This window comes from Acidimicrobiia bacterium (assembly GCA_009694375.1).
GTDB lineage: Bacteria > Actinomycetota > Acidimicrobiia > Acidimicrobiales > VFJN01 > VFJN01.
Genome location: SHVB01000001.1, coordinates 200,915 through 220,244 on the forward strand (window position 1 = coordinate 200,915; position 19,330 = coordinate 220,244).

The window sequence follows — 19,330 nt, forward strand, 5'->3', positions numbered from 1 at the left end:
AGGTATGAGCGACACGCTGATCTTCACCACCACCGGGGTGGAGATCCACCAAGTGGTGGTGGGCCCGGTCGATAACAACGTCTTGGTGCTCCGCTGCACCCAGACCGGCGAAGCGGTCCTGCTTGATGCCGCCAACGAACACGAGTTACTGCTGGGTCTATGCGAACAACTCGGCGTCCGGCGGGTGCTGGAAACCCACGGCCACTGGGATCACATCCAGGCGGTACCGGCGCTGCGAGACGCCGGGTACTCCGTGGGAGTCACGGCGGCAGATGCCGCGATGCTCCCGTCGTATGACGAAGTGCTCGAGGACGAGTCGGTGATCGAGGTGGGCCACCTTCGACTCCACACCATCGCCACCCCTGGCCACACCCCAGGATCGATGTGTTTCCGGCTCGAAGGGCACCCCGTGCTCTTCAGCGGCGACACGCTCTTCCCCGGTGGCCCGGGAAATGCCACTTTTGCGGGCGGCGACTTCTCCACCATCATCGAGTCGGTGGATCGCCGCCTCTTCACCCTCGCCGCCGACACCATCGTGCTGCCCGGCCACGGCGACCGGACCACCATCGGGGCGGAACGGCCCAACCTGCAGGCCTGGATCGACCGGGGCTGGTAGATGGGCGCAGCCCGGTCCGATCACGAGCGGCCCGATGACCACACTCGGTGCCACACCCACGAACTCCCCCCCACGCCCCTCCGCGACCGAGCCATCCCCGCCACGGCCTGGGTGGAAGCCCCCGCCGAACTTCTCCGCCTCGGCGAGGACCTGCCCCACCAGCCGATCGCCCGCTACAAACGCCGCATTGGCCCCTGGCTGCTCTGGCGGGCCGGCCCGGCCCGCCATGCCGACGCCCGATACTGGGCGGCGCGCGCCAGTCACCTGGCCGACCAATGGACCTTCACCCTCACCCCCGACGGGCACGATCACGGGGTGGGCCCCTCGGGGATCCGCCACGATCGCTTCCGGGCCTGGAAGGAAGACCTCCGGGATGCACCCCCGCCCGCCGCCGCCCCCGGTACCAGAAATAATCCCTGAGGCTTTTCCACTATCGAGATAGTGCTAATACACTGATGGGTATGCCCCCCGCCATCCCCCTGTTTGAGATCCGTGACCTCCACGCCCGCCCCGCCGGTGGCTCCGAGGCCTCCGAGATCCTGCAGGGCATCGACCTCACCGTGCTCCCCGGCGAGGTGCACGCCATCATGGGTCCCAATGGCTCGGGGAAATCCACCCTGGCCTCCACCCTCATGGCCTCACCGGAATACGAGGTCACCGGCGGAACGGTGTTGTTCAAAGGAGACGACATCACCGAGTGGGACACCGAGATTCGGGGCAAGGCGGGCATGTTCCTCGCCTTCCAGTATCCGCAGCAGGTGCAAGGGGTGTCGGTCCTCAACTTCCTTCGTCAGGCCCTCTCGGCCCGCAAGGGCATCGACCTGTCGATGCTGGAGTTGCGGTTGTCGATCATGGAGTGGATGGCCCGGCTCGACATGGACCCGTCCTTTGCCGACCGCTTCCTCAACGAAGGCTTCTCCGGTGGTGAGAAGAAGCGCAACGAAATCCTGCAAATGGCCATCCTTGAACCCGAGATCGCCATCCTCGACGAAACCGATTCCGGCCTCGACATCGACGCCCTGAAAGTGGTGGCCCAAGGCGTACAGGAGGTACGGCGCGACCGCCCCGACCTCGGCGTCGTGGCCATCACGCATTACCAACGCCTCCTCGATCACCTCGAGCCCGATGTGGTGCACATTCTGGTGGACGGTCGCATCGTGGAGTCAGGCGGCATGGAACTAGCCGAACGGCTTGAACACGACGGCTATGAGGCCTGGCGGGTCACGGCGTGAGCCACGGCCTCGACGTCGCCGCCATCAAAGCCGACTTCCCCATCCTCGACCGGGAGGTGCATGGCGGTCGCCTCATCTACCTCGACTCCGCCAACACCAGCCAGAAGCCCCGCGCCGTCCTCGATGCGATGGATCACTATTACGCCAACTCGAATGCCAACGTGCACCGTGGCACCTACCTCATCGCCGAAGAGGCCACCAACGCCTTGGAGGAAGCCCGGGCCAAGGTGGCACGTTTTATCGGTGCCCCGGCGAGCCGGGAGGTGGTGTTCACAAAAAACGCTACCGAGTCACTCAACCTGGTAGCCAAGGCCTGGGGTCGCGCCAATCTTCGGGCGGGCGACGTAGTGGTGCTCACCGAGCTCGAACACCACGCCAACATCGTGCCCTGGCACCAACTGCACGACGAGTTGGGTATCGAGTTGCGCTGGCTCCCCATCACCGCCGATGGCCACCTGGACCTCACCGAAGCAGATCGGATCATCGACGGAGCCAAGGTCGTCTCGTTTGCCGCCACCTCCAACGTGCTGGGCACCATGCTCCCCGTCCGCCGCCTCGTGGATGCTGCGCACCAGGCCGGGGCCATCGCGGTGGTCGATGCTTCTCAGCACGTCCCCCACGCCGCCACAAACGTGGCCGCCTGGGGTGCCGACTTCGTGGCCTTTACCGGCCACAAGATGCTCGGCCCCACCGGCATCGGAGTGCTGTGGGGCACCTCGGAAATCCTAGAGGCCACCCCCCCGTTTCTCAGCGGTGGAGAGATGATCCTCAACGTCACCAAGGAAGGCTTTACCACCAACGACATTCCCTGGAAGTTTGAGGCGGGCACCCCTCCGATTGCCGAGGCCGTAGGACTCGGGGCGGCGGTGGATTACCTCGAAGGCCTCGGCATGGACGCGGTGCGCGAGCACGAGGTGAGCCTCACCGGGTACGCCCTGCGCACCCTCGCCGAACGCTTCGGCGAGGACCTTTGCATACACGGCCCCGCCGATGCGGCCGAACGCGGCGGGGTCATGTCGTTCACCTTCAAAAATCTTCATCCCCACGACCTCACCCAGGTGTTCGATCAACACGGGGTGTGTGTGCGGGCGGGTCACCACTGCGCCAAGCCACTGATGCGGGTGCTCGGTGTCGCAGCCACGGCGCGGGCATCGCTCTACGTCTACAACGACGAAGCCGACGTGGATGCCCTAGCCGCCGCCATCGCGGCGGCCGCCGAGTTCTTCTCCTTCTAGAGCCCACCCCGTTAGGATCACCAGCCAGATGCCCGGCCTTGAAGACCTCTACCGAGAAATCATCCTCGACCACTACCGCTCGCCCCGGAACCGTGGCGAACTACCCGCGCCACCGGCCACCAGGGTGGAAGGCTTCAATCCGCTCTGCGGCGACGAGATCGTGATCTTCCTCACCGTCGCCAACGGCGCCGTGGAAGACATCCGCATCGGCGGCCAGGGCTGCTCGATTAGCCAGTCCTCGGCATCGATGATGTCGGCGGTGGTCAAGGACAAGACCGTCGATGAAGTTCGCCGCCTCACCAATGCCTTCAAGGCCATGATGTCGATTCACGTAGGCGGCGATGAACACGGCGACGCCCTCCCTGATCCGGACGTCAAACTGGGCGACCTCGAGGCCCTGCAGGGCGTCGTGAAGTTCCCCGTTCGCATCAAGTGCGCCACCCTTTCCTGGAACACCCTGGCGCAGGCCATCGATGAAGCGATGGCCAGCAAAGATCCCTGACCGCTAGGAGAGGCTCGCCTCGCCATGGGCGGCGGTGAACTCGCCGTAGCCGGTGGTTTCCAGTTCCAGAGCCAGTTCTGGTCCGCCGCGACGCTGGATCACCCCGTGAGCCAACACGTGGACGTAATCGGCCCGCAGTTCGTGCAGCAGGCGGTTGTAATGGGTGATGGCCACGACACCGAGCCCGGTCTCTTCGGTGGCCGCCTCGATCCGACGGGCGCACGCCCGCAGGGCGTCGAGGTCGAGGCCGGAGTCGATCTCGTCCAGGATAGCGATGGCCGGTTGGAGCACCCCTAACTGCAATGTCTCATTTCGCTTCTTCTCGCCGCCGGACAAGTCCACGTTCATGGCTCGGTCCAGGAACCGATCGTCGAAGCCGATCCGGCTGGCCTCGGCGCGGAGGCGCTCCGGCACCTCGGTCCGGTTGCGCCCCGATGCCTCGAAAGCGGCCTCAAGCACATCGACCACCGCCACCCCCGGCACCTCAGTGGGATACTGCATCGCCAGAAAGAGCCCGGCCTGCGCCCGCTCCGATGCCGTGAGGGCGAGAATGTCGAGGCCATCGAGCGTGACACTTCCCCCCAACACTTCGTAGCCCGGGTGGCCCATGATCACATGGGACAACGTGGACTTGCCCGATCCGTTCGGCCCCATGATGGCGTGCACCTCACCGGAGCGGACCGTGAGGTCAACTCCCTTGAGGATCTCCTTACCCGCCACCCCGGCCCGTAGCCCTGTGATCTCCAACACATGCTCGCTCATGGAATCCGCACCTCAATCTCGCCATCGACGACGCAAACTTCGTAGACCGGCACGGGCTTGATGGCCGGCAGCGACTGCGGCAGGCCCGTCTCCAGGGAGAACGCGCTGCCATGCTTCCAGCACTCGAGTTGCTTTTCGTGGCACAGCACCTCGCCCTCGGCCAGGGAAATGTCCTGATGGCTGCAGCGGTCGTCGATGGCGTACACGGCATCGTCGATGCGCACAACGGCGATCCGGTGCGGGCCGATGATGACCTGCCGGGCACTGCCGGGGGCCATGTCCTCAAACTTGCCGATCCGCTCGACCATCGTCATGCGAGCACCGTGCGCACCTTGACGGCCACCGCGGCATCGAGTGCTGGGCGCAAGTCCGTGGTGGGAAAAGCGCTGAATACCTCATCAAAAAACCCGGCCACGATGAGGCGCTCAGCCACCACCGTGGGCACGCCGCGACTCTCGAGGTAGAACCGCTGATCCGCATCAATGGGACCGACTGCCGAGGCATGACTGCAGTGCACGTCGTTGTTCTCGATCTCCAGGTTGGGCACCGACTCGGCCCAGGCCTCTTCGGACAGTTTGATGTTTCGGTTCGTCTGGAAGGCGTTCGTACCACGCGCTTCTTTTCCCACCCGGATCAAACCGGTGTAAACAGACCGAGACCGATCGCTCACGGTTCCCTTGAAGAGGAGGTTGCTGGTCGTGTCGGGGGCCACATGCTCCTGGAAGGTGCGGTAATCGAGCGTCTGGTCACCGTCGCCGAAGTAGGCGGCGAGCAAGGTGCCCGTGGCGCCGCGGCCGATAAGAGAGCAATCAGTGCGCACGCGGGCGTAGTCGCCGCCGAAGCCAGCCAATCCCGCCGTCACCGTCGCCTGCGCCTCAATGGCCATCTCCAGGGTGCCAATCGTCCAGGCCGATCGGTGAAGTTCCTGAAACCCCACGTAGCCAACCTGGGCGGCGTCGGCCACCTGCAACACCGTGCGGGGCAGGACCAGACCCGCACCCCCGCCCTCGAATCGTTCCTCGACCACCACCCGACTGTTGGCCCCCGCCCTCACCACTAGGTGGGGGGCACTGACGCACCCATCGGCTGTCCCAACGTGGCGCACCACGATCGGCTCCTCGACGCTTACCCCGGCCGGCACCACAATGACGATCGGATCGACCGCCAAAACCTCGTGCCACCACACGAGGGCGTCGCCCTCCGCGGGCGCCTCGGGGAGCAGATCAACCGCCTCCGAGAGCCGGGCCACCACCGCCGGGCCCAGATCGCCATGAGTGACGGTGACCCCGCCCATGACCGGACGAAATAGGGCCATATCGAGTTCATCCACGCGGCTGTAGCGCCACACCTCCTCGGCCGAGGTGGGCATGGTCGCGTGATCAAGGCGCTCGAGGGCCGCCATCCGGCGCGCGTCGAGGCCCATCGGTCCGGGGAAAGCAGCAAGAGTGAAAGAGCTCAGGGGAACGACCTCAAGAATGTGGCGCTACCCGGTTCGTCGGGGCGTCGGGGGAACCCCAGCCTATCGGCGCGCGGGCGAGGTTCCCAAGGCTCAAGACTTCGCTGGGCGGCGGAAGAAGCGCCGAAACCGGCCGCCGCCGCTCTGCTCGGCCTCTACCTCGGCCAGAACCTGGGCCCCGATGGAGTTCACATAATCCTCGGCTTCGTCGAGCACGGCCGCCACCGAGCCATCGCGGCGCTCGAGGGCGTCCATCGGCTCCTCGGGCGTGGGGGGGGTGACGAGGGTTCCGTGGCTCCAATTCACATCAGCCAGCCGACGCTCAAACTTGGAGCAGTCATCGGGGCAGCGCCACGGGGCCTCCGGCGCGAGGTCCAGATTGCACTTCCGCACGGCATCGCCATTCGGATAGGTGCGGCTCTCGAATTGTTTGCAGTCCTGGCGCATCGGCACGACGTCAGCCTACGGAGCCTTCCATCTGGAGTTCGATCAGGCGGCTCCACTCAACGGCGTACTCCATCGGCAGGGTGCGGGTCACGGGCTCGATGAAGCCATTCACGATCATGCCCATCGCTTGCTCGTTGGAGAGGCCCCGACTCATCAGATAGAAGAGTTGTTCATCGGCCACCTTGGACACAGTGGCCTCGTGGCCGATCACCGCATCGCGAGAACCAACCTCCATGTACGGGTAGGTATCGCTGGTGGAGTCCTCGTCGAGAATGAGGGCGTCGCACTGCACATGGCTCTTGCACCCGTAGGCGTCTTTGTCCACGTGCACTAGGCCGCGATAACTGGTACGTCCCCCATCTTTGGAGATGGACTTGGAGACGATCTTAGAGGTGGTCTCCGGGGCTGCGTGTACCATTTTGGCGCCGGCGTCCTGGTGTTGCCCGGCTCCGGCATAGGCCACCGAGAGCACCTCACCAGAAGCCTTGGGACCCACCATGTACACCGCTGGGTACTTCATCGTGAGCCGACTGCCGATGTTGCCGTCGATCCATTCCATGTGGCCCTCAGCCTCAACCCGGGCCCGCTTGGTGACCAGGTTGAACACGTTGTTCGACCAGTTCTGGATCGTGGTGTAGGTCACCCGGGCCGACGGCTTCACGATGATCTCCACCACGGCGGAATGCAGCGAGTCGGTGGTGTAGACCGGGGCTGAGCAGCCCTCGATGTAGTGCACCTTGGAACCCTCGTCAGCGATGATGAGGGTGCGTTCGAACTGGCCCATGTTCTCCGCATTGATGCGGAAGTACGCCTGAAGCGGCATCTCTACTTCCACCCCCGGCGGTACATAGATGAAGGAACCACCCGACCAGACCGAGGAGTTGAGGGCGGAGAACTTGTTGTCGTTCGGCGGAATGATTTTGGCCCAGTACTGCTTCACCAACTCCGGGTACTCCCGCAGGGCGGTATCCATGTCGCAGAAGATGACGCCCTGGCGCTCCAGGTCTTCCCGATTGCGATGAAATACCACTTCACTCTCGTACTGAGCGGTAACACCGGCGAGGTACTTCCGCTCGGCCTCGGGGATGCCCAACTTCTCGTAGGTGTTCTTGATGGCATCGGGAAGGTCGTCCCAGTTGTCAACCTGACCGGTGGTGGGCTTGATGTAGTAATAAATGTCGTCGAGATAGATCTCGGAGGTATCGCCGCCCCACGTTGGCATCGGGCGCTTCTGGAAATGCCGGTACGACCGGAGCCGGAATTCGAGCATCCAATCGGGCTCGCCCTTCATCCAGGACATCTCCCGGATGATGTCCTCGTTCAGACCCTTCTTGGGCTTGAACACATAGTCCTCGGCATCACTCCAGCCGAGCTTGTATTTCGAGAGATCGAGATCGGTAACAGCCATCGTGCGGCCTTTCAGAGCGACGCGGGTATTTCTCCTACCCTGATAGTAACAATTCTTGCCCGTCGTTCCCACCTGCTGGATCCACCCGACGCACCGCTAGTGTGGAGAGGTGGGAGGCGCCGTGGACAATCTCAGCGACAACGTGCCGCGGCACGAACTCCTAGCCCTGTCGTTCCAGCACTCGCCCCACCCGCAGTTCATTAGCCATGCCGATGGCTCGATCGTGCTAGCCAACCCCGCCTATGCCGAGTTCATAGGTAGCCCCATCGAAGCCGTCCTCGGCACCGGGCCGGCGGACATCAGCCATCCCGACGACCTTGACGTCATCCTCGACGGCGGCCTCCGCCTCCTCCTGGGCGAGATCGACCGGATGGAGATAGAGGTCAGACTGCGCCGGGCAGACGATGAGATTCGCATATGCGCCGTGCGCTCCGTCCTCGCCCACGACTCCCGCGGCAACATCATGTATGTGACCGACCTTGAGGACGTCACCCCGAATCGACTGGCGGAGGCGGAGTTGAGCGCCAGCCGAGTTCAGTTTCAAGCTATGGCCGATTCGGTACCGGTTGGAATTCAATCGCGGGACCAGACGGGTCGCCTGACGTACGTCAACAAACGATGGTCCGAGATCACCGGGGTGTCCGCCGCCACCGCCATCGGTCGTCGGCTAGCAAGCATCATTCACCCCGACGATCTCCCCCAGGTAATCAAACGATCTGCCGAATTGGCTGAAAAAGATGCGGCCTACGAGACCAAGTACCGGGTAGAGCGACCGGACGGTTCCATGCGATGGGTGACGAGCCGCAGCCTGAAGATACCCGAAGCGGACGGCCAGCCAACCAGCTACGTCGGGTCGATCGACGACATCACCGATCTGGTAAAAGCCCAAATGGATGCGAGCCGCCTCGCCACCATCTTGGAGACCACCAGCGACCTGGTATGGATCATCGACGAAGCCTGGCGGGTGACCTGGAGCAACGCCACCGCCCGAGCAGCCTTCGGCCTGGACCGTTTACCACTACCCATCAGCGCCGATCTGCTCTACACCGCGGAGAGCCTCGATAAAATCGATAATGAGATACGCCCGAAACTTTTGCAGGGCGAAAATTGGGTTGGCGAACTCGCAATGAACGGGGCCGATAGCACTCCTTTATGGATCCGGCAATCCTTGAGCCCCCAGTTCGATCCCATCGAAAACACGAACTCCATCGCCGCGCTAGCCCACGACGCCAGCGAACGACGAGAGATCGGCATGCAACTGACCCATCGGGCGAACCACGATCCACTCACTGGGCTTCCCAACCGGGGCCTGCTGCTCGAGCGCCTCGCCTCCGCCATCGCAACCCGCAGTGCCCCAGACGAAGCAATCGCCGTACTGTTCCTCGACGTCGACAATTTCAAGAGGGTGAACGACCAATTCGGGCATCAGGTTGGCGATCAGTTTCTCCATACCGTGGCCGAACGCTTGTCGTCCGTCCTGCGCTCCTCCGATCTGGTGGGTCGATTCGGAGGCGACGAATTCGTGGTCGTCTGCTCAGGCCTGCGCCATACGGCGGTGGCGAACCTCACCGCTCAGCGCCTCCTCACGGCACTGTCACAGACTCCCATCAGTGCCAGCGGGAATCTCATTCCCGTCACCGCCAGTCTGGGCGTCACGTTCCTGGCCGGCGCTGGCGAGTCTGACCCGGAAACTCTTATTCGGGAGGCCGACAAGGCGATGTACCGGGCCAAGAGCCTCGGCCGAAATCGAATCGAATCGTACGATGAGTTGCTGCGGTCGCCTCTACCGAGCGAGTAGTTGCGCCGCTCCGATCACCCCTCGCAACCTCAACGCACCCGTCGCTGAGCACGACCACACCCACGGTGATGTGACGACGATCCCGTCGCGTTGGTCTTCACGGTGCTTTGCAACAGATCGATTCCGGGTCTGATCTGGCCCGATTCCCGCCTACAGATTCCCAACTTGCCTGCCGATACTTACTCGCGAGAGGAGCCTCGTCCATGCGGTTCGATGAGTTTGTGCTGTCGATGGCCGATGACCCGTTCCGGGTGAAGTTCCACCCGCGCCTAACAGTGCTCGCCGGATTGCCCACCGCCGAGCGCGAGGCACTGACCTCCAGTATTCTCTCGGCCCTGACCGGGGGAGGCGAATCCACCGCCCTTCGCTACCAAGACGCTGACAATCGCACCGTGGATCTCCTCAGTCACGATGGCACCCTGGCCTCCCGTTACGACGATGACGGTTCGCCCGCTCCCCTTCCCGTCGGGTACTGGGCACCCACCCGGGAGGCGCTGGCTACCGCGATCCTCCTGCAGGCCAGCGATGTTGTCGCAACCTCCCGACCCATACCGGGCAACGAGCCGCTTGAACTTACTGATGCTCGTGCCATCCTGGCGCAACTCACCGAAGAGGTGGAGGCGGCCCGAAGCGAATCACAGAAGGCATCGACTCTCAAGGCGGAGCTCAACACGATCGACGAACAACTCCGCACCGCCCATGACACCATGGCCCAACGGGCGTACGCCTCAGTGCTCGCCCGGCTCGATCGCCTACGGGCCGAGGTTGCCGCCCTCGATGCCGGCACCGTTGGAATAGCGGCGGATCAGAAGCTCGGGATACAAGCCGCCCAGGTTCTCGAGTTGGCGGCAGGGTGGGAACACGCCCTGGCGACGCTTCAGGAGGGAACAGAACTCGGCGTACCCGAGGAATCCCTCGATGCGGCCGCCCTGGCGGAGGGCCAGACCATCCCCGGCGAGACTCCCGACGGACTCGACGAGGCCATCGCGGCACTCGTGGAGGCCCATACCGATCGAGAGAACCTTGATCACCAGCTTCAGATCATGGCGGTGGCGAAGCTCCCCGCACCATCGGATCTCATCGTCAGCGAACTAGGGCTCGTAGACCAGACCCAGCTCTGGGGTGCCGCCGAGAACCTCCAAGCCACCTCTGCCGAGTTGGCCCGCATCCAGATCACCCTCGGCGGCCTTGGCCGAGACGCCGGGCCCGGCCCCTCCATCATCGAATCCATCGAGGCCAACCACCTCGAGGTGGAGGATGCCCGCCACCGGGCCGAGAGCCTCTACGTCACGGGCGCCACCGCCGTCGCCGTGGGCAGCCTCGTGGCGCTCGCCGGCGCGCTCAGCACGGCCGTGTTGATACCAGTGGGGATAATCGGGGCGGTTTTGGCGGCCACCGTCTTGTTCCTCAGGCCGTGGCGTCGCCTGGCTAACGCTGTCAAGGTCGAGAGGACCGCGCTCGAGACCGTAGGGGCGACGACGTATCTCGCCTTCCACATCCGACGCGTCGATGCCACTATCGACCCCCTGCTGCGTGAATCCGTCCATGTCGCCACGGCCCAGCAGCGTGCGGCTCGGGCCATCTGGGTAGAAATGGCCGGCTTAGAGGTAGACGTGGAAAGGGCCCTCAGCCTCCAACCGGAGGTGCGTGCCTACCACGATGCCGCCCGAAACCTCGGCGGGGCGGCCAGTGAGATCGTGCACCTGCGTCGCGAGCTCGCCGAAAATGCCCTACCGGCGGAAGCCAGCGCGCAGGCCCGAGTGGAGGAACTGTGTGGTCCGTTCGGACTGAGCAGTTCCGAACTGGCGGTGGCAACCGACATCAACCGGGCCATCCACCAACGGGTCCACTTCGGTATGGCCGCCCGCCGTCAGGCCGGACTGGCGGAGGCAGCCGCCCAGGAAAGGCAGGCGGCTGCTCACCTCGAACACATGCTGGGCCAATTGGGGTTCAACGACGGCGACCTGGCCGAGCGGGCGGCGCGGATTCACGAGGTGGTAGAGCAAGCCGCCGAGCGGGAGGATGCCCGGGCCCGGTCTCGCCCCCGCCACGAAATCGACGCCGAATTCGACTACCTTCAGGAACTCGCCCGCCAGCAACGCCGCCCCGAATGGGCGACGGTCACCGCCGCCGATGCCATCGCCCCCGACATCGCAGACCTCGAGCAGCATCGAGAGAACATCCTGGGTCGCCTCGCTGAGGTGCCCCCCACCATTGACCTCGGCCGCCTCCAAGATCGCCATGCCGCCATCGAGCGGCGCATCGAGAGCCTCGAGATCAAACACCTCGGCCACGAAGCTGGCGCCGACCCCAGCGCAGTCGAGGAGATTCAACGCCTTCTCGTATCCCACCTCACCACAGCCGCCCACGCCGGTCCCAACGGAGACCCCATGCCCACTCTGCTCGATGAGGTCTTGCTCCGGGTGCCCGCCAAACGCACGTGGGACCTCCTCGATGTTCTGCACCGGCTGTCCGAGCAGACCCAAATCATCTTGCTTAGCGACGATCCATTCGTGACTGCGTGGGCCCGCCAACAGGCCCCCGCCGGTAGCCTGCGACTACTCGAGCCCGCTCCCGCCTAACTCCCGAGCCCACCGTCAGTCGAGACGACGGAGGTGCTGGCGATAGGTCCGGCCGCGTTCAACGTAGACGAGCATTCCGACCCGGATGGAGTCCAGCGATGACAGCGCATCGAGCCGCAAGGTCGCCGGTACTCCCAAGGCCATCGCCCGGCTCGGAACCCTCAGGTTCCCTGGCACGAGGGCACCGGCCCCCACCAACGCCTCATCCTCGATGACCGCCCCATTGAGCACTACGGCCCCCGATCCCACCAGGCATCCGTGGCCGATCGTGCAGCCCTCCAGGTGAACGAGATGCCCAATAACGCATTCGTCGCCCACCACCGTGGGGGTCATCGGGGTGGTGTGCACCACCGAGCCGTCCTGGATGGAGGTACGCGCGCCAATGACTATCCCGCCGGGGTCGCCCCGCAGCACTGCGCTGGGCCACACCGAAGCCTCCGGACCAAGGGTGACCTGTCCGATCACCACGGCATCGGGATGCACATAGGCCGTGGAGTCGATCACGGGCTCAGCGGAACCCAGCGCGTAGATGGGCACGGGCTCTACACGGCGAAGCGGCCGTAACCACCTCGGAAGAACAGCAGGGGGGCACCCTCATTACTCATGCCCAGGTCGCGCACTCGACCCATCACCAAAAAGTGGTCGCCAGCGTCGCTCACCGACTCGATGTCACAGTCGATCCAGGCCAGCACACCATCCAGGAGCGGCGCCCCTGATCCGGCGGTCTTCCATCCGAGACCGGCGAACTTGTCCTCCGAGCGCGAGGCGAACCGTCGGCAGATCTCCTCTTGGGTCTCGGCGAGAATGTTGACGCAGAAGTGCCCGGACTCCTCGATCTTGGGCCAACTCGAAGATGCCCTGTTCGGGAAAAACGCCACCAAGGGCGGGTCGAGCGATACCGAGGCGAATGACCCAACCGCCAACCCCACCGGAGTGCCCTGTGCGTAGGCGGTCACCACCGTGACACCGGTGGAGAAGTGGCCGAGGACCTGGCGGAACTTGGCGGTGTCGAATGCGAGTGGTTCGCTCATCGGCGGGAACCTACCCGCTCGCGCCGCAACGCACGACAACCGGCCTAGTCGAAGGAAATGACCAGGCCCTCGTGGGCGGCCATCACTTCTTCTACTCCGGTTCCTCGGGCCAGCCCTCGAGCCCGGGCGAGGATCTCATCGACGGCCTCATCACCATGGCTGGGATCGTGGTGGAAGAGCACCAGACGGCGGGCTCCGGCCTCGTGAGCAACCTGCAGGGCAAACTCGGCGGTGCAGTGGCCCCAGGTAGACTTGGCCTGGAACTCCGCCGAGGTGTACTGCGAATCGTGGATGAGTAAGTCCACTCCATCGCAGAGTTCGAGAACGGCATCAGACACGGTGAGTGGGCCCTCCGAGGGCATTTGGTGGTCGGGGATGTAGGCCACCGTGGTACCCCCCATCTCAATCCGATACCCGCTGGTGGGGCCCACATGCGGAACCGCCCGCGCCATGACCTTGGCCCCTTCTATGTTGAGGTCGACATTCCACGCTTCGTGGAATCGAATGTCACCAAGAAGTTCCTCCGCGGTCACCGGGAAGAACGGTGGACGCATGATGGCGTTGAAGGCTCCCTCCACGCTGCCCTCCCCCGACTGGGGCGGCGCGTAAACATCGAAGCGAGCACCCGGACGCAGCACCGGCGTGAAGAAAGGAAGACCCTGTATGTGGTCCCAATGCAGGTGGCTGACCAGCGCCGACCCTCGAAAGCACTCCGTCTCATCGAGGGTGTCGCCCCAGAAACGCAGCCCGGTACCCAGGTCGAGCACGATGGGAGGCTGACCGGACGTTTCGAGCGCCACGCAGGCCGTGTTGCCTCCGTAGCGACGGGTGGAGTCACACGAGCACGGGGTAGAACCGCGCACTCCGAAGAACGTGACATTCAGCAGTTGCTCTCCCCCTTGGTGGTTTCCCCGATGTAACTCAACGGGGTGAGAGTATCGGGCCACCCGCCCCCGCGATGCTCGTGTGACCGAGGTCTCAGCCGCTGGCGCGAGCACAGGCGCGACGCCCGCGAGCACCCACTACGTTACGTTGCATGTCCATCGCTGAAGGTCACACCACCGCTAACGATCTTGACTTCGCCTACTTGGAGGCCGGCACAGGTCCACTGGCGCTTTGCCTCCATGGATTTCCTGATTCCGCCCACACCTACCGGCACCTCCTTCCCGCACTAGCGGCGGCCGGGTTCCACGCCGTCGCCCCCTTCATGCGCGGCTACGCGCCCACTGCCGTACCCAGCGACGCCCGATTCCAAACGGCCGCATTGGCGCTCGACGCGGGGGCGCTTCATGAGGCGCTCGGCGGTGACGATCAGGCGGTGATCGTTGGCCACGACTGGGGGGCGATGGCCACCTACATCGCGGCAAATCACGAACCCGAGCGATGGAAGCGCGTCGTAGCCATGGCCGTACCACCGGCCGGCGCAGTGACCAGCAGTTTCCTCACCTACCCCCAACTCAAGAAGAGTTGGTACATGTTCTTCTTCCAGCACGGTCTGGCCGACATCGTGGTGGGGATGGAGGACCTCTCCTTCATCGATGCGCTGTGGGCGGACTGGTCCCCCGGCTACGACGCCACCGAAGACCTTGTCGGAGTGAAAAACGCGCTGCGCGATCCAGCCAATCTGGCCGCTGCGCTCGGGTACTACCGCGCCACCCTCAGCGGGGTGGGGGTGGATCCCGCTCTGGCCGAGATCCAGAACAAGGGGAACGACATAACCTCCCAACCCACTCTCTATCTCCACGGTCGCAACGACGGCTGTATGGGCATCGAGGTGGCCGAGGCCGGGGCCGACTTCCTCACCTCCGCCGGCTCTCGCATGGAGGTGGTCGACGGAACCGGTCACTTCCTCCACCTCGAAAAGCCCACCGAGGTGAACCGGCTGATCGTGGACCATCTCATTGGCTGAGCCACCTCAGGCCAGGGCGTAGCCTTCGCCCTGCCGACACACCAGCCCATCGTCGATGAGCGTGCCCGCCACGCGCTGGGCCCGCTCGGGGTCCTCGGGCCATCCCATCGTCGCCGCCACCTCGGCCAGCGCGACCTCGCCGAGGCGCAACGCCGCCACCAATGCACCGCGGCCTTGGCGATCACTGCCCGAGAAGGTGGGCTGCCCGACCGACACCCCCGTGGTGCCCTCGGCAGGATCCGGATCCAGCCGACCCGACGAATGCCACGCGCATCCCGCCGTCACCGGACACTCCCCACAGCGAGGAACCCGCCGCAGACACACGGTGGCACCGAGGTCAAGCATCGCCTGGTTCCACGTCCATGCCTGCCCCGCCGGAACGGCCTCATCGGCCGCGTACTGGACCGCGACCGGCCCGAGACGCTCGCCCGCCCAACGGGCCAAGACCCGAGCCGTGTTGGTATCCACGATGCCCACATCTCGCTCGAAAGCGAACGCCAACACCGCCCGAGCCGTGTAGGGACCAACCCCCGGAAGCGCCAAGAGGCCCTTGAGGTCATCGGGCAGCACTCCGCCATGCTGCTCGACAATCACCGTGGCGCCCCGGTGGAGGTTCAGAGCCCGGCGGTTGTAACCCAGGCCGCTCCACCAGCGGACCACCTCGGCGGCTGGCTCCCTCGCCATGGCGGCCGGAGTAGGAAATCGGGCCAGAAACGGACCCCAGCGTTGCGCCACTCGCGCCACCTGCGTCTGCTGCGCCATGACCTCGCACACGAGAATGCCCCACGGATCTCGCGTCGGTCGCCAGGGCAGATCACGGCGCCATTCCATGCCCCAGGCCAGCAGGCTTCGCGGGCGGGTTGTCAGAGGGCTCGACACCACTGCACCCGGCAGGTGTAGGGCATCGGGAAGGGTTCCGGCAGGCGGCTGACCAGACTGATGACCTCAGCAACCAGCCGCTCCCGCTCGGGCAGGGGCATCACGGCGATGTAGCTAATGGAGCGCACCCGCTCTCCGAGGACCTCGCTCGTCATCATCTGGTCCCAGGCCACGGTGCGCTCCTGGAGGCCGTCGAAGTGGCCCGACTCCTCCACCACGGTGGCCCAATTTACGTGTTGGTAGCGAGACACCGTGCGCTCGTGCCACTTGATGATGCGACTCATCTCCGCCACCCACGCAGAGGACTCGTCCCGCTCGTTCCACAACAGGGCCAGACCCCCGCCCGGCCGCAGCACCCGGGCGATCTCCCTGAGCGCCACGGGGGCGTCGAACCAGTGGAACGCGTGGGCCACGGTGAGGACATCAATCGATGCGTCCGGTCGCGGGATCGCCTCAGCGGTGCCATCCACCGCTTCCACCCCCGGCAGCACCGCCGCCAACTGCCGGCGCATTCCTTCCACCGGCTCAACCGCCACGACATCGGCGCCGGTTTCCACCAAGCGCCGAGTGAGCTTTCCCGTGCCAGCCCCCAGATCGCACACGACCATGCCCTCGCCCAGACCGAACTCCTCCACCAGCAAGGCGAGAGCCGCATCGGGATAGCCCGGCCGGGCCATTTCGTAGGCCGCCGCCCCCGCTTCAAAGCCGCGAGCGGCCAGATTGTCGATCGCCATCAGAGGGTTCGTTCCCGCAAGGCGGCGCGTAGCGGCACCCCGGTGGCCGTGGCCCACAAGGCGTAGCCGGCATCGCTCGGGTGGTATCGGTCGGCGGCGAAGTAGCGCCCCGTATCAGAGCGCATCACCGGACCCGTTTCACCGGCGATGTCCACGAACACCGCCGCGTTTTCGGCGGCCGCCGAGCGGGCGACGGCCCCGAGTTGGCGACCGCGAAAGGCGGCAATGTCTCGCAGAGGCTGTCGATATCGCGGGGGCGCCCCCATGTCGGGCACACCCAACACCACGAGGAGCACACCAGAGGGGATCGCCGCCACCAGCGCATCGTAGCGGTCACGGAAGTTGGCCCGGGAGGTGAGGTGCACCACGTCGTTACCGCCGACACTCACCAGCACCACATCGGGATCCAACGCGGCGAGGCCACCCACTTGGTCTTGCACCACATCGGCCACCCGGGCCCCAGAGACGGCCAGGCTAGTGACCTCCACCGGGCGGTGAAGGCCCACGGCCACCAGGTTGGGTAGGGCATGGTCGGCATTGGTGGCCCCCACCCCCGCCGCGGTGGAATCGCCCATCCAGACCATCCGCAGGGGAACCCCGGCGCGGCCACCGACGGCACCGTCAAGGTCGAACGGCGGCCGATCGGGGAGGTTGCGGCCGGTCCGAGCGAGTTGTACCTCTACCCCCAGCAGCATCAGCGCGGCCAGTGGCAGCACCACGAGACCGACGGCGGCTCCTCGAAACCCCCGGCGCAATCCGTTACTCGCCGTCGCTGAAGATCGAGTTGTCGTCGTAGGGGAACTGACGCGGTGGCGCGCTGTCGCGCTTCCACACCATCAACTTGCGGCGAAAAGAGCAGACCTCTTCAGAGCGCTGGTTGATGCCTTTGGTCTCCACGGTCACGATGCCGCGATCACCGGCGGAGGTCTCCTTGACGGCGAGCACCTTGGTGACGGCGTAAATGGTGTCACCGTGGAAGGTAGGCCGGGGGTGACGAAGCGACTCGACCTCGAGGTTGGCGATGGCCGCTCCGCTCACGTCGGGCACGCTCATACCCAGGACCAGGGAGTACACGAGGTTCCCCACCACCACATTCTGCTTCTGCACCGACTCGTTCTCCGCAAACCATGCGTTGGTGTGCAACGGATGGTGGTTCATTGTGATCATGCAGAAGAGGTGGTCGTCGTACTCGGTGATGGTCTTGCCGGGCCAGTGCTTGTAAAGGTCGCCGGGCGTAAAGTCTTCGAGGTGGCGGCCGAAGGGGCGGTCGAACGTGGTCATCGTGGTGCTGCGCCTCCTTTGTTTCAACTCACTCTGCGGCCTTACGGTAGAAGAGGTACCCCCCGAAGCGAAATCGCCACCGGCCGTCGAGGGTGTCGGCGCCTCCCCGCCGCCACGATTGTGGGCGCACCCCTTTGCACCGGTGGCCAGGCCCTAGCCTGAGCCAGCGCCGGAATCGACCGCTAGGAGGCCACGGTGAAACTCGGAGACATCGCCAATGCAGGGGCCCAGGGATACGGCAAGCCGCTCGAGGGGGTGCGCATTCTGGCCGCCGAACAGATGCAGGCCATGCCCTTTGCCACGCAGTTGCTGGCCCGATTGGGGGCCGACGTGGTGAAGGTGGAGCACCCCACCAGCGGCGACTCGGGCCGAGCATCGAGTCCGTTCCTGCTCGACCCCAACGGCGCCCGAGTGGGGGCCACGTTCCTGCGGAACAACTTCAACAAGCGCAGCGTGGGATTGGACCTGAAGAGTCCCGAAGGCCGGGAACTATTCTTGGAACTTGTCCAACACTTCGACGTGGTGGCCGAGAACTTCAAGGCCGGCACCCTCGACCGCCTCGGCCTGGGCTATGACGTCATCGCCGAACGCCACCCCACCGTGATCCATGTGTCGCTGTCGGGATTCGGCCACGACAGCCCCTACCGCGACTGGCCTGCGTACGCCGCCATCGTGGAAGCCATGTCTGGGATTTACGCCTATAAGAACCCCGATGGCCCCCCCACCACCATCCCGGTGGGTGCCCTGGGCGACATCAGCAGCGCCCTGTTCGTGGTGATCGGGATTCTGACTGCCCTGCGCCAACGCGATCAGACCGGGGAAGGCCAGCATGTAGATGTCGCCATGCTCGACGCCATGGTGGCCATGACCGACATCGTCACCAACCTGTGGTCGTTAGGTAACCGACCGGATGGCACCACGCCCATCGGTGTCATTTGCGCCGGATTCCGATGCTCCGACGGCTACGTCGTGCTGCAGGTGGTACGTGAGCATCAGTTCGAAAAACTCGCCGAGGTCATCGGACAGCCGCAGTGGCGGGAGGACCCTCGCTTCGCCGACCGCTACGGATGGGAACGCCACCTCGAAGAGATCATCCGACCGGCGGTGGAAGCGTGGTCCTCCACCCGCACCCGGGCCGAGGCCGCCGTCGCGCTGGCCGCCGCGGGCATCGCGGCCGGTCCGAGCCAGACCGCCCCCGAGGTGATCGCTGATCCGCATCTCGCCGCCCACCACATGCTCGTTGAGATGCCCCGCCCCGACGGTGCTGAGCCGGTCATAGTGCCCGGTAACCCGGTGAAACTTTCCAAGATGGCCGAAGGCCCTGAGACCCGGGTGCCCTGGCTGGGCGAACACACCGACGAAGTGCTCACCGCCGAACTCGGCTTGAGCGTTGACCGCCTCGCCGCCCTGCGGTCCCGCGGCGTGATCGGCTAACCGACGCGCCGCTCCCCCGCCCCT

At 65.0% G+C, this 19,330-nt stretch carries 21 protein-coding genes; 9 read left to right on the forward strand and 12 right to left on the reverse strand.

The features are described 5' to 3' along the window. The first annotated feature begins 4 nt into the window (after positions 1–4). The 5 genes from EXQ71_00965 to EXQ71_00985 are packed head-to-tail and all read left to right on the forward strand — an operon-like array spanning position 5 to position 3,585. A complete protein-coding gene (locus tag EXQ71_00965) occupies positions 5–616 on the forward strand; it encodes an MBL fold metallo-hydrolase (protein ID MSO86074.1) in 612 nt (203 codons plus the stop codon). Continuing rightward, positions 617–1,036, forward strand: a complete 420-nt coding sequence (locus EXQ71_00970; GenBank protein MSO86075.1) for a hypothetical protein — start codon at positions 617–619, stop codon at positions 1,034–1,036. 41 nt (positions 1,037–1,077) lie between these two features. Further along, on the forward strand, positions 1,078–1,848 hold the full coding sequence (gene sufC / locus EXQ71_00975; GenBank protein ID MSO86076.1) for a Fe-S cluster assembly ATPase SufC: 771 nt from the start codon (positions 1,078–1,080) through the stop codon (positions 1,846–1,848). Further along, positions 1,830–3,083: a SufS family cysteine desulfurase gene (sufS, locus tag EXQ71_00980; protein MSO86077.1), complete on the forward strand. Its 1,254-nt coding sequence runs from the start codon at positions 1,830–1,832 to the stop codon at positions 3,081–3,083. Before sufC (EXQ71_00975) ends, sufS begins: the two co-directional genes overlap by 19 nt. 28 nt (positions 3,084–3,111) lie before the next feature. After that, positions 3,112–3,585 (forward strand): SUF system NifU family Fe-S cluster assembly protein, encoded by a 474-nt coding sequence (locus EXQ71_00985; protein MSO86078.1) that lies wholly within the window; start codon positions 3,112–3,114, stop codon positions 3,583–3,585. Between the two features lie 3 nt (positions 3,586–3,588). Here the strand turns inward: EXQ71_00985 and sufC (EXQ71_00990) are convergent, their stop codons facing one another. The 5 genes from sufC (EXQ71_00990) to sufB all read right to left on the reverse strand — a co-directional run bounded on the left by sufC (EXQ71_00990) (position 3,589) and on the right by sufB (position 7,658). Continuing rightward, the gene (gene sufC / locus EXQ71_00990) at positions 3,589–4,335 is read right to left on the reverse strand and encodes a Fe-S cluster assembly ATPase SufC (GenBank protein MSO86079.1); all 747 of its coding nucleotides are present in this window, start codon (positions 4,333–4,335) and stop codon (positions 3,589–3,591) included. A gap of 8 nt (positions 4,336–4,343) precedes the next feature. Beyond that, the gene (locus EXQ71_00995) at positions 4,344–4,661 is read right to left on the reverse strand and encodes a non-heme iron oxygenase ferredoxin subunit (GenBank protein MSO86080.1); all 318 of its coding nucleotides are present in this window, start codon (positions 4,659–4,661) and stop codon (positions 4,344–4,346) included. Next, complete coding sequence (locus tag EXQ71_01000) at positions 4,658–5,770, reverse strand: SufD family Fe-S cluster assembly protein (protein MSO86081.1); 1,113 nt, start codon at positions 5,768–5,770, stop codon at positions 4,658–4,660. The genes EXQ71_00995 and EXQ71_01000 overlap by 4 nt, the downstream gene beginning before the upstream one ends. A gap of 126 nt (positions 5,771–5,896) precedes the next feature. Then, positions 5,897–6,256, reverse strand: a complete 360-nt coding sequence (locus tag EXQ71_01005) for a hypothetical protein (protein MSO86082.1) — start codon at positions 6,254–6,256, stop codon at positions 5,897–5,899. Between the two features lie 4 nt (positions 6,257–6,260). Next, the gene (gene sufB / locus EXQ71_01010; GenBank protein MSO86083.1) at positions 6,261–7,658 is read right to left on the reverse strand and encodes a Fe-S cluster assembly protein SufB; all 1,398 of its coding nucleotides are present in this window, start codon (positions 7,656–7,658) and stop codon (positions 6,261–6,263) included. A 109-nt stretch (positions 7,659–7,767) separates the two neighbouring features. On the opposite strand from sufB, the gene EXQ71_01015 reads away from it, so the two are divergent. Together EXQ71_01015 and EXQ71_01020 are read left to right on the forward strand one after the other, a co-directional pair. Continuing rightward, entirely contained in the window at positions 7,768–9,456 is a 1,689-nt protein-coding gene (locus EXQ71_01015; protein ID MSO86084.1) for a diguanylate cyclase, read from the forward strand. Positions 9,457–9,659: 203 nt separating this feature from the next. After that, positions 9,660–12,038 (forward strand): hypothetical protein, encoded by a 2,379-nt coding sequence (locus EXQ71_01020; protein ID MSO86085.1) that lies wholly within the window; start codon positions 9,660–9,662, stop codon positions 12,036–12,038. A gap of 15 nt (positions 12,039–12,053) precedes the next feature. On the opposite strand, the gene EXQ71_01025 is transcribed toward EXQ71_01020, so the two are convergent. The 3 genes from EXQ71_01025 to EXQ71_01035 are packed head-to-tail and all read right to left on the reverse strand — an operon-like array spanning position 12,054 to position 14,088. Continuing rightward, positions 12,054–12,575 carry a gamma carbonic anhydrase family protein gene (locus EXQ71_01025; protein ID MSO86086.1) on the reverse strand — a complete coding sequence of 174 codons (522 nt, stop codon included), beginning with the start codon at positions 12,573–12,575 and terminating at the stop codon, positions 12,054–12,056. Between the two features lie 5 nt (positions 12,576–12,580). Continuing rightward, on the reverse strand, positions 12,581–13,069 hold the full coding sequence (locus EXQ71_01030; protein MSO86087.1) for a flavin reductase: 489 nt from the start codon (positions 13,067–13,069) through the stop codon (positions 12,581–12,583). 44 nt (positions 13,070–13,113) lie between these two features. Continuing rightward, a complete protein-coding gene (locus EXQ71_01035) occupies positions 13,114–14,088 on the reverse strand; it encodes an MBL fold metallo-hydrolase (GenBank protein MSO86088.1) in 975 nt (324 codons plus the stop codon). 17 nt (positions 14,089–14,105) lie between these two features. On the opposite strand from EXQ71_01035, the gene EXQ71_01040 reads away from it, so the two are divergent. Beyond that, on the forward strand, positions 14,106–14,978 hold the full coding sequence (locus EXQ71_01040; GenBank protein MSO86089.1) for an alpha/beta hydrolase: 873 nt from the start codon (positions 14,106–14,108) through the stop codon (positions 14,976–14,978). 6 nt (positions 14,979–14,984) lie between these two features. Here EXQ71_01040 and EXQ71_01045 read toward each other — a convergent pair whose 3' ends face one another. Genes EXQ71_01045 through EXQ71_01060 form a run of 4 tightly spaced genes read right to left on the reverse strand, consistent with a single transcriptional unit; the run spans position 14,985 to position 17,872 of the window. Continuing rightward, the gene (locus EXQ71_01045; protein ID MSO86090.1) at positions 14,985–15,809 is read right to left on the reverse strand and encodes an A/G-specific adenine glycosylase; all 825 of its coding nucleotides are present in this window, start codon (positions 15,807–15,809) and stop codon (positions 14,985–14,987) included. Between the two features lie 32 nt (positions 15,810–15,841). Beyond that, positions 15,842–16,591 carry a methyltransferase domain-containing protein gene (locus tag EXQ71_01050; protein ID MSO86091.1) on the reverse strand — a complete coding sequence of 250 codons (750 nt, stop codon included), beginning with the start codon at positions 16,589–16,591 and terminating at the stop codon, positions 15,842–15,844. After that, positions 16,591–17,310, reverse strand: coding sequence for an SGNH/GDSL hydrolase family protein (locus EXQ71_01055; GenBank protein ID MSO86092.1), 720 nt, complete (start codon positions 17,308–17,310; stop codon positions 16,591–16,593). The genes EXQ71_01050 and EXQ71_01055 overlap by 1 nt, the downstream gene beginning before the upstream one ends. Positions 17,311–17,350: 40 nt before the next feature. After that, positions 17,351–17,872, reverse strand: a complete 522-nt coding sequence (locus tag EXQ71_01060) for a MaoC family dehydratase (protein ID MSO86093.1) — start codon at positions 17,870–17,872, stop codon at positions 17,351–17,353. 279 nt (positions 17,873–18,151) lie between these two features. Here EXQ71_01060 and EXQ71_01065 point away from each other — a divergent pair, with 279 nt between their 5' ends. Then, positions 18,152–19,306, forward strand: coding sequence for a CoA transferase (locus EXQ71_01065; protein ID MSO86094.1), 1,155 nt, complete (start codon positions 18,152–18,154; stop codon positions 19,304–19,306). Positions 19,307–19,330 lie beyond the last annotated feature (24 nt).